Below are 12,317 nucleotides of genomic sequence, written 5' to 3' on the forward strand. Positions count from 1 at the left end.
CCCGCCAGGTTCGCAAGGATAAGGCTCGTGTTGTTTTCATTTTCCTAATATCCATGAAGCATGCTTCAATCGAAATCGTTCTATTCATTTTAAAATGTGAAAAGTTCCTACTTACAGGCTATTCCCGTTCGATCAGACCGTATTTACCATCATTGCGCTTGTAAACTACGTTAACTTCTTCGTTGTCAATATTGGAAAATACAAAGAAATTATGTCCAACCATGTTCATTTGAAGAATAGCTTCTTCCACATCCATAGGTTTCAATAAGAAACGCTTGGTGCGGACGACTTCCAGCTCATCCAGTTCTACATCCTCATCTTCAGCAACAGCCACGCCACCTGCCGGATCTTCCACAAAAAGGGTTTTCAAACTACCTTCCTGACGGAATTTTCGGTTTAGCTTGGTTTTGTGCTTGCGAATTTGCCGCTCAAGCTTGTCTACCACGGCATCAATGGATGCATACATGTCATCGCTCTCGTCTTCGGCACGGAGTACAAGCCCCGGCAAAGGAATGGTTACTTCTACAGTGTGCAAATCTCTGGTTGTGCTTAACGTTACACTTCCATCAGACGTCGGGGGTGCATCGAAATACTTTTCAAGTCTGCTGAATTTCTTATCAACGTAGTCCTTCAAAGCGTCGGTAACCTCGATCTGTTGACCTCGTACTGTTAAGTTCATAGGGCACGCCTCCTTTGCCCCTTCAGTATAGCACATATGTTAACGCCAAGTAAAAAAAGAGACCAACATTCCGAAGCTATTTTACAAAATTCTTCTTTTTTCGCTAAAACGCTTCCGATAACGTCATTCTTTGAAAACAGGTATGTTTAAAATCGACTTGCATACATATGTGAATAATGAGTGCATATACGAATATTGCTCCGCTGACGTCATGACAAACAACTATTTTTGGCTTCATGCTAAGCGATTTTTATCGAAAAAGGGGGTGTCCCTTTCCCGCTGGACAGGTACATGGACTTGTGCGGTATGCAAGGCCTGGTTACAACGCAGGCCATTTATACGAAAGGATTATTACACCCAGCCTAGCTGGCTCTTCCCTATACGGAGATCCCAAGATAACGGATTTGGAAGAGATGGAAAGTAGGAAGCTAATCCATGGCTTTTATTCAGCGTTACGTAACGAACCAGACGGGGGCTGTCACCTTTATAGGGAATACACTTGGGCTGGCACGCTCTAATTCGGTAGGAGTGCCGGGAACAACGACCAGCATTGGCGCGTTCATCACAACCAATACAGCCTCTCGCTTCGGCACGTATCCATTTGGCACGACTTCTGCCTTTACCAGTAACTCATCGACAGCATTCCTTGTGCTCCCTGCGGGCAGTACGGTGCTGTACGCTGAGCTTATTTGGGGAGGAAGTTATGCCAACGGCAGTACCAATGTATTGTCCAGCACCAACAACCCGGTCACATTTCAGACACCTGCTTTATCTACTACGGTCAGTCCTGAATCTGCAACATCAGTCAACGTCACCAGTCTCAGTACCTATGTGAGAACAGCGAATGTCACAAATCTGGTCATTCAAGGCGGTGCAGGGGCATACACGGTCGGAAATGTGACGGGCACCATCACGGTTCCCGATTCCACCAACACCAACCATGCCGGCTGGACGCTGGCTGTGGTGTACAATAACCCATCTCTGCCCTTCCGTAACCTGTCTCTACGCGTTGGTGGTGAAGGGGTCAGTACCGCTACAGGCTCGGTTAATGTGGTGGTGAGTGGCTTTGCCACGCCCGTACAGGGGACTTTGCGCGGTAGGGCGCTGATTAGCGCCCAAGAGGGTGACGTGGACATCACTGGTGACCGTGCGTTGTTTGGACCTACCACATCCAGTTTGACTGCGCTGTCTGGGCCTAATAATTTTTCAACTAATTTTTTCGCTTCTCAAATAAACGGAGACGACGGTACATTGGTCACGACCGGGACCTTCGGTACAACTAATGCCGTGAATGGGGCACCTGGAACGCAGGTGACGGGCGGAAGGCAAGGCTGGGACATTACCAATGTCGATATTTCCTCCACGCTGCTCAACAGCCAAACCACAGGCGTCCTCCAGCTGACAACAAATGGCGACATTTACACTGTAAATGCCAATGCCATTCAAATTGATATCAATGCTCCGCTGGTGACCCTGACCAAAACTGCCAGCTCTACAGGCTTGGTTATTGGCGATACAGTTACCTATACGGTTAACATTTCGAATACGGGGCTCGTCAGTGCTTCCAACACAGTGCTTACCGATACCATACCAGCCGGGGCTACCTTCGTACCCGGCAGTGTTGTTGTCGCGGGCACAGCCCAGCCAACAGCCAATCCCGCTACAGGTATCACAGTGGGTAGTGTAGCTCCTGCTTCCACGGTGACCATTACATTCCGTGCAATCGTCACTTCATTGCCAGCAAACACCCAACTGGGCAATCAGGCATCGGCATCCTTTTCCTTTCAAACCGTGCCTGGAGGGCCTGTCATATCTGGCAACGTTCCGTCCAACACTGCCAGTACACCGATTTACCAGCCCGTCATCAGTATGGTTAAAAGTGCCAATACAACGGCTGCTACAGTTGGAGATACGATTACGTACACGTTTCAGGTATACAACACAGGCAGCATTGCTGCAAATCTCAGCTTTTCGGAGAGCATTCCCGCCGGATCATCCTTCATACCGGGCAGTGTGACCATTGGTGGCTCTTCCGTGCCTGCTGCCAATCCCGCTACTGGTTTTTCAGTAGGAACGATTAATACAGGTGCTACTATACCCGTGACCTTCCAGACCCTCGTCAACGTGGTCCCCGCCTCTGGTAAGCTGACCGATCAGGCGGCTTACACGTATACCTTTACACCGCCTGACGGACGTGTATTGAACGGAAGCGGGACGTCCAACACGCTCACCATTCCCGTATCCTCACCAAATGTGACCGTGACAAAAGCCTCTTCCCTGGCAGCAGCCGCAGTCGGAGAGACTGTTCAATTTACCATAACCGCCACAAACAACGGAATCGCCATTGTGACCAATGTAGTCGTTACCGATCCGCTGCCAAGCGGAGTTGCCTTTGTACCTGGTAGCGTCACCGTGAACGGAACTGTTTCTGCGACTGCTACACCTGTGAACGGCATTCCGATCGGCACTTTAGCTCCAGGCGCATCGGTTACGGTTGTATTTCGGGCAGCTATTAATTCTCTGCCTTCTCCTGCACAGATCAACAATCGTGCAACTGTCAGCTTCACTTCCGGGGCCTTTACCGGATCATCTTTATCCAATCTTGTAACCATACCAGTCGTTATTGCAGCGCCGACGATTACCAAAAGCGCAAGCTCCAACCGTGCCAGCGTTGGCGGGACGATTACTTATTCATTTCTCATCGCTAATACCGGAACAGCCGTATTAAACACGACCTTGACGGAAACTGTACCGACAGGCTCCACCTTTATTCCCGGAAGCGTCATTGTCGGCGGGTCCTCAGTGCCAGGCGCCAATCCTAATACGGGAATTTCAGTGGGCACCGTAAGCCCTGGTGCACAAATTACAGTCTCATTCCGGACGACAGTGGATTCCCTACCACCCGGGGGTGGGTTAAACGATCAGGGCCTGCTCCAATATTCATATCAGTTGCAAAACGGAAGAACCCTCTCGGGCTCGCTTCTTTCCAATATTGTTTCCGTATCGATTTCGCTTCCCAACGTAGCAGTAACCAAGTCTGCGGGGTTCACATCCGTTAGTGTTGGCGAAACACTGACCTACAGCGTGAACGCCGTTAATAACGGAATTGACCCCATCACAAACACCGTGATCACCGATCCACTCCCCGGCAGCGTGTCATTTGTACCCGGGAGCGTAACCGTCGGTGGTTCACCTGTGAGCACAGCCGACCCAAGAAGTGGCATTCCAGTCGGCACCATTGGCGCAGACGCATCCGTACAGGTGTCCTATGCTGTGCTGGTCAATGCCGTTCCGTCCGTACAGCCGCTGCAAAACACAGCCAGTGTCAGCTTCACCAGCGGTGCTTTTACCGGAACATCCCAGACAAATACCGTCTCTGTGCCGGTTTATCAGCCTCGCATCAGTGTGGCCAAATCTGCAAATATAACAGCCGCTACGATAGGCGACACGATTCTGTACACATTGTTGGTCACGAACAGCGGCAATTATAACGCTACTGTAACGCTGACAGATGCTATTCCTGCCGGGTCCACATTTATGGAGAACAGCGTGGTAATCAATGGCGTTAGTCAGCCCGGAGCCAGTCCAGCAGCAGGTATTTTCATCGGAACCGTGTCGCCGCAAAGCCCTATCACATTGACATTCCAAACTGTAGTGGCTTCTCTTCCAACACCATCCCAACTGACAGACCAGGCCACCGCTGCCATTTCCTTTACGTTGCCCGATGGGCGAGTGCGAACAGATAGCACATCGTCCAACGTGTTATCCATTCCTGTGTCAGCGCCGAATGTGTCCATTTCGAAGACTGCAGACCGTTCCACCGCCATTCCGGGTGATTCGGTGTTATACACCCTGACCGTACTCAACAACGGAATCCAGACCGTGAGCAATGTGGTCGTTTCCGATCCTATCCCGGCCGGCTCTCAATTCACTGCGGGTAGCGTAACGCTGAATGGCTCTACAATAGCCAGTGGAGATCCGTCTTTAGGTATCGTAATTGGGAGCATTGCCGCTGGAGGGGGAGCTACGATCACTTTCAGGGCAACGGTATCCTCTCCATTGCCAAGTCCGCCGCAGCTCACCAATCAATCGCGTGTCAGCTACACCAGCGGTGCTTTTTCAGGCGTATCCGTATCTAACCCGGTGACAGTGGCTTTGAACGCTCCGGTGTTAAGCGTAAGCAAAACCGCTGAGCCTATATCAGCCACAGTCGGGAACATCGTAACGTACTCTGTGGCAGTAACCAACAGCGGTAATATTGCAGCTGCTGCCACATTGACAGACAATATTCCCGCAGGCTCAGCACTGGTACCGAACAGTGTGGTTGTCAACGGTGTTCCTATTCCCGGTGCCAGTCCCGAAACAGGTCTGTCTATTGGCTCCATTGCACCTGGAGCCGTGACTCAAACAACTTTTCAGGTGGTGATTACTTCCGTGCCTTTACCTCCCCAACTCACCGACCAGGCGAATATCAGCTTTTCCTTTCAACCGCCGGATGGCCGGATTGTTAACGGCAATGTTTCGTCCAATATTGTCACAATTCCTGTATCATCACCCAATGTGCAGGTAAGTAAAAGTGCTTCGGTAGCTGACGCAGTTCCCGGCGATACAATAACTTATACCATTACAGCTACCAATAGCGGAGTCCAAACCGTGACGGATGTTCGGGTAAACGATACGATCTCGTCGGGCTCCACTTTTGTTCCTGGCTCGGTTATTGTAAATGGAACGACATTGCCGTCAGCCAGCCCCTTAACGGGGATTCCAATCGGCTCCATCGCTGCTGGAGCGTCAACAACCGTCACCTTTTCCGTGTCTGTCAACAGCCTGCCTGAGCCACCTCAGCTGAGTGATCAGGCTACAGTTTCTTTTACCAGCGGTACACTGAACTTCGCATCACTCTCCAACACAGTCGTCGTCCCTGTTTACCAGCCTATTATCAGTCTTGTTAAAATCGCAAATACGAGTCAAGCAACAGTAGGCGACACCGTAGTCTATACACTCACCGCCCAAAATACAGGTAATCTAGCAGCGACCGCCACCTTCACCGATGCCATTCCATCAGGCTCCTCCTTTATACCGAATAGCGTCACCGTGAACGGTCTGCCTGTTGCTGGAGCCAATCCTCAATCAGGGGTAGTGGTCGGAAACATTGCAGCAGGGGCTTCTGTCGCCCTTACCTTTCAAGTGGTCATTAACGCTGTCCCTGCTGGTCTGGGTCTATTAAATCAAGGTTCGGCCACATTCACCTTCCAGCCACCTGACGGCCGCACATTAAATGGGAGCGCACAATCGAATCCGGTGTTCATTCCCGTATCCAATCCGAATGTCACCGTGACCAAAACGGTCAATCAGACTTCTGTTGCCTTCGGCGATACCATTACGTATACCATTAATGCAGTAAATAGCGGCATTACACCCGTGACGGGAACTGTCTTTATCGACCCGATTGCTGATGGCACTACTTTTATACCTAACTCCGTACAAGTCAATGGTGTCACTATACCGGGCGCCAACATCGCCACAGGCGTATCCGTAGGCACTGTCCCTGCCGCCAGCTCAGTAGCGGTCACCTTCCAGACCACGGTAACATCCTTGCCAGCGTCAGGTTTGTCAACGGATCAGGCAACGGTCTCCTTTAATTCCGGGGCTTTCGCAGGTCAATCCGCATCGAATCAGGTCAGCCTGCCTGTATTACAGCCGATCCTGAATGTGACCAATACCCTCAGTGCAGATCGTGCAACCGTAGGGAATACACTTGGCTTTTTCATCACTGTAACCAATACCGGCAACGCGCCTGCAGAAACGGTCGTGCTTGATCTGTTGTCCAGCTCGCTTAGCCTGAATCAAAATAGCGTACTGGTCAACGGTTCGCCCATTCCCGGAGCAGACCCGATTACAGGCATTAATATCGGTTCGGTCGCCCCAGGTGCGACGGTAATCGTCTCGTTTAGCGCTGTGGTCATATCAGTACCACCTGGCTCCATACTAACCAACCAGGCCACTGTGAACTACACGTTCCAGCTACCAGATGGACGAACACTGACCGGAAATGGTGCAGCCCTACCTGTATCCATTCCGATCTCATCACCGAATGTTACCGCCACGAAGGCAGCTGATGTGGCTGTCGCTGTCGTAGGTGATTCTGTCCCCTATGTCATAACTGCGTTCAATAACGGACTCGATCCGGTTACTAACGTAATCGTCACAGATACCATTCCTTTTGGAACTGCCTTTGTCCCGGGCAGCGTTACAATCAATGGTACACCTGTTGTTACAGCCAATCCGCAAAACGGCATTCCTGTCGGAACGCTTGGAGCTGGGGGCGGAGCCACCATTCGCTTTTTGCTTAACGTACAATCACTGCCTTCGCCAGCGTCCATTACCAATGAAGCGACCGTCAGCTTTACTTCAGGTGCATTTAACGGATTTTCGGTATCCAATCCCGTTACCATCCCTGTGTATCAACCGATCGTCACTGTAACTAAAAGCGCGGGGACGGGAAGAGCTACGGTTGGAGATACTGTAACCTATACATTCTCCGTTACGAACTCTGGAAACATCGGCGCAGATACCGTACTTAGTGATCCCATTCCGGCAGGGGCTGCTTTTATACCTAATAGTGTAGTGATCAATGGCACCGCCGCACCTGGTTCAGATCCAAGTGTTGGGATTCCATTAGGTATCATAGGTGCAGCTACGACTGTCACTCTGACCTTTCAGGCAGTCATTACCTCACTGCCCGCATCAGGTACATTGGTCAATCAGGCGACCGCAGCTTACAGCTATCAACCTCCAGATGGTCGTGTCCTGACTGGAAGTGCAGTATCTCCGTCTGTGACCGTCTCGGTCTCTTCGCCAGATGTGGACGTTATCAAAACTGCCTCCGCTACAGATGCCGTAGTCGGAGATACCATTACGTATACTGTGATTGCTACGAATAACGGAATCAGTCAAGTCGTCAATGCCGTTGTATCTGATCAACTGCCACCCGGTACCAGCTTTGTTCCGGGTAGCGTAACCGTGGATGGAACTTCGGTGCCTGCTGCGTCGCCAAGCTCCGGTATCCCTGTAGGCACCATTGCAGTAGGTGGTTCGGCAGCAGTTACATTCCAGGTCTCCGTCGTTAGTCTGCCGCAACCGCCGCAAATAACCAATCAAGCGACCATCAGCTTTACTTCGGGCGCGTTGACCTCGTCTTCGCAATCCGATCCAGTCACCTTGCCCGTTTATCAACCGATCATCGGACTGACCAAAACCGTCAATACCGTCAACACACAGATCGGGTCAACATTGGTCTATACCCTGACGCTCACCAATACCGGAAATATTGCCGTTATACCTGTGCTGTCGGATAACATTCCTGCTGGCTCTGAACTACTGCCTAACAGCGTAGTCGTTAACGGCATCCTTGTACCAGGAGCTTCGCCAGTTACAGGCATAACGCTCGGATCACTGGCCCCTTCAGGCAGTGTTACAGTGAGCTTCCAAACTATCGTCTCGTCTCTGCCAACTCCGCCTGTATTGACCGACCAAGGGCAAGCAAACTTTACGTACTCACCGCCAGATGGTAGGGTGCTGAGTGGTTCCGTCACATCCAATACAGTCAATGTTGCTGTGTCTGCACCTAATATTCAGGTGACGAAAACATCCAGTCTGGCAGCCGCTGTAGTCGGAGATACGATCAGATATACACTGAGCATCACGAATAACGGTGTGGATTCAGTCACAGATACTGTTGTAACCGACACAATTCCTGCAGGTACCTCCTTCGTTTCGGGCAGTGTCCTAATCGACGGAGTAGCCTTCCCTAATACCTCTCCGGTTGCTGGAATTGCCATTGGAAACGTCGCACCTGGAAATACATTCGTCGTCAGTTTCCAAACGACTGTCCAGTCTTTGCCGCAGCCACCACTGCTCACAGATATTGCAGCCGTCACATTTACTAGCGGAACGTTCACTGGTACTGCCTTTTCAGATCCACTCATCGTACCTGTGTTCCAACCGTTAATTGCAATTACTAAGGCATCCAGCACTCTTAACGCCTCCGTCGGCGATACACTGACCTACACGATTACGGCCGTGAATAGCGGCAATATTGCAGCAGCGCTTACCATCAGCGATAACATCCCGGCCGGATCGACTTTCCTTGCCAACAGTGTCAGCATTGCTGGCAGTCCGCAACCAGGATTGTCCATCGAAACTGGCGTTCCAGTTGGATCCGTGCTGCCAGGCGGAACGGTATCTGTAACGTTCCAAACCGTTATCAATACTCTGCCTAATCCACAGGTACTGGTCGATCAGGCATCAGGCTCATTCACTTTCCAACCACCAGATGGCAGAACTGTATCTGGATCTGCGGTATCCAATCTAGTTAGTATCTCTGTATCCTCACCAGACGTTAGCATCGTCAAAGGAACGACGGCTACCGACGCCATTATTGGCGATATCATTACCTACACACTGGCTGTCTCCAACAATGGGATCAGTACAGCCAGTAATATAGTGGTTTCAGATATGATTGCGGCGGGAAGCTCCTTTGTGAATGGCAGTGTTACCATAAACGGAACTTCCTTCCCTGATGGAAACCCTGGCTTTGGCATTGCCATCGGTACGCTCGCTCCAGGAGCTGTTACTACCGTTACGTTCCAGGTTCGAGTCGACTTCTTGCCAACACCGGCACAATTAACTAATCAGGCATCCGTTAGCTTTACCAGCGGAGTATTTACTGGCAGCTCAACATCTAATGTGATAACCATTTCGGTCTTCCAGCCGATCCTGACAGCAGTCAAAACAAGTAATACCAATAATGCCACAGTCGGAGACATCATCACTTACACGATTGTCGTATCCAACACGGGTAACATTGCAGCCTCGACTACTGTAAGTGACAATATTCCAGACGGCTCTGTATTCCTTCCCAACACAGTCTCGATTAACGGCATTGCAGCTCCCGGTGAAAGCCCGGTTTCTGGCATCCCGACTCCAGCCATACCACCAGGACAATCGGCAACCGTCACTTTCCAAGTGCTGGTATCCTCCATCCCTGCAACCGTACTACTAGTCGATCAGGCTGAGGTAGACTATCTCTTTAATGTACCAGATGGACGAAAGGCAGGCGGTTTCCATTTATCCAACATTGTTGAGGTAGCCGTGTCACCGCTAGACATCACATTAAGTAAAAGCGTAAGCTCACCTTTCGCCACTACTGGCGATACCTTGACGTATGAACTCGTGATCCTCAACGAGGATACGAATACCGTGCAAGATGCCCGTTTGCTGGACACTTTGCCAGAGGACATCGAGTTTATTACAGGTTCAGTTCAGATTAATGGATCTACGGTGGCAGAAAGCGATCCCGGCACTGGCATACCTTTGCCACCGTTAGAAGCGAATACCAAGACTGTCATATCCTTTGATGTCCGTAGCACAGCGACAGAACAGCCAGGACCACGTACGAATCAGGCGCGCCTGTTACTCTCAAATGGTGAAGAAGCGAGTGCCGTTTTGTCCAATGCTGTCACCATTGCCTTACTTCAGCCTGTGGTGAAACTGACGAAAACAGCCAGCACGGAGAGCGTACAGCCAGGCCAAAGCATCACCTATTCTATCGTCACAGAAAATGCGGGAAATATCGGTGCGTTTGGCTTGTTAACGGACTCATGCCATCGGAGCTTTCTTTTGTTCCTGGCTCTGTTTCGGTTAATGGAATCCCTCAATATGGGGTCAGTCCAGGGCAAGGCATTGCCCTAGGCACCATCGCACCAGGAGAAAAAACGACTACCGTCTTCTCCGCGCTTGTCATTCGTGCCTCCGAGTCTGGCACACTGGTGAATCAAGCTTCGCTGGCTTACTCCTACCAGCTGCCCGACGGACGAAGCACGAATCTGGTAACTGCTTCACCTTCTGTCTGTGTTAAAGTAGCCCCTACTACTAAAGGAGCCTTGTCAGCCGTGCTACGCACAACAGTGTCTACTGTCGCATTAGGGGATGCTGTGCCTTATCAGCTGACTCTTGTTAACGATGGAGGCTCGGTCATTACCGATGTAGTATTAGCCGATTACGTACCGAATGGAACCATCATAAACCCGGATAGCTTGAGAATTAACGGTTCTCCACCTGCTGCTAGCAAGCCGGGTGAACCATTATTTATCGGCAGCTTACAGGCGGGACAGACAATGGATGTATCCTACAGCGTGAACGTTCAGTCTCTGCCTCTCGGAGGACGTCTAAACAATAGCGTACGGCTTCAATATGCTGGCAGTGACGGTGCGAGCGAGGTTACCAGCAACACCGTGACTATAACTGTTTTTGATCCACAGCTTGCCGCAAGTATCTCTACGGAGAATACAGAGGCCATCGCAGGAGAAAGCCTTACTTATACGGTACTGCTCAACAACTTTGGCAACGTGACATCCGAAGTTACACTGCAACATTTCATTCCTGCCGGGACTCTATTGATTCCTGACAGCATACAGTTGAACGGTCAGTCACTGTCGGGAGTCGATTCTGCTGTCGGTGTTAGCCTTGGGTCTGTGGAACCCGGACAGTCATTGACACTGACTTATCAAGTGACCGTATTAGAGACGCCTCCATCCGGCTACATCGTAAATCAAGCTGCCTTTGCCTACTCGTTTACGTTACCTGGAGGAAGAGTCGTATCGGGGACATTGAATACCAATACCGTTACGATCCCAGTTGTATTCCCACTGCTCGAATTAGTTAAAAAGGTGAGTACCACGGATGCCTCTGTAGGCGACACACTCACCTTCACCATACAGATTACTAACAAAGGGGGGATCACAGCGCAGTATCCGCTGTTCACAGACCCGTTGCCGCATGGACTCATTTATGTACCCAACAGCCTGACTATTCAAGAAAAAGCACAGCCAGGCGCTAATCTCGCTGCAGGTATCACGCTCCCGGATATTGCACCAGGGGAGACGCTCACCCTTACATTACAGGCACAAATCCGTGAAGCACCTGCAGATGGAACATTCAGCAACCAGGCCACCATCGAATATACCTCACGTCGTAGTGGAGGAGAGACCATTCAGGAAACCTCCCAGACCAACACCGTCGGCGTGACCGTTATTGCAGCCATCCCTAAACTTACGCTTAGCTCCAGCGCTTTGCGTGTCGGCCAAGAAGATACCCTGTCCTTTACCGTCCATGTGGAAAACATCGGAAATACCCCACTGGAAGAGCTCTTGCTCACTGCACCATTTGCAGCCGAAGATTTCATTTTGCTACGAACGGTCACCGTGAATTCTGTGCCACTTCCGCATCCTAACCTGCTCCAAGGTATTCCGTTAGGTCGGCTTGATCCAAACCACAAAGCAGTCATCGTATTCTCTTTCGACATCGAATCTGCGCTCCGCGCGTATCTGATCGCCCAGGTTATCCTGCGCTATCAATTCCGTTATCCAGACGGAAGCGTAGAGAAACAATCTGCCTCCTCCAATACCATTTTTGTGGAGATGGCTGACTTTGACGGTTCTCTAGAGTAAATGTTCTATTGTGTTAAGCTCCTTACCACTGGGTAAGGGGCTTTTTATGTAATTAGAAAACATAAAAAAGCCCTGGAATATATTCCAGGGCAGTTGCTAGCGCGTTATCCATTGCTAACCATCTTACC

1 protein-coding gene and 1 pseudogene are annotated in these 12,317 nt (G+C 50.6%); one reads left to right on the forward strand and one right to left on the reverse strand.

Annotated features, from left to right (window positions below; genetic code table 11):
• Window positions 1-118: 118 nt before the first annotated feature.
• Window positions 119-679, reverse strand: a complete 561-nt coding sequence (gene hpf, locus ACWGXJ_RS22555) for a ribosome hibernation-promoting factor, HPF/YfiA family (RefSeq protein ID WP_013312261.1) — start codon at window positions 677-679, stop codon at window positions 119-121.
• A gap of 435 nt (window positions 680-1,114) precedes the next feature.
• Between hpf and ACWGXJ_RS22560 the strand changes: the two are divergent.
• Window positions 1,115-12,189: pseudogene (locus ACWGXJ_RS22560) on the forward strand (DUF7507 domain-containing protein).
• Window positions 12,190-12,317 lie beyond the last annotated feature (128 nt).

It is taken from the genome of Paenibacillus sp. S33 (assembly GCF_053615415.1).

Excerpts from the sequence above, each read along its gene's own strand:
- hpf (WP_013312261.1), bottom strand. The coding sequence starts at position 679 with ATGAACTTAACAGTACGAGGTCAACAGATCGAGGTTACCGACGCTTTG.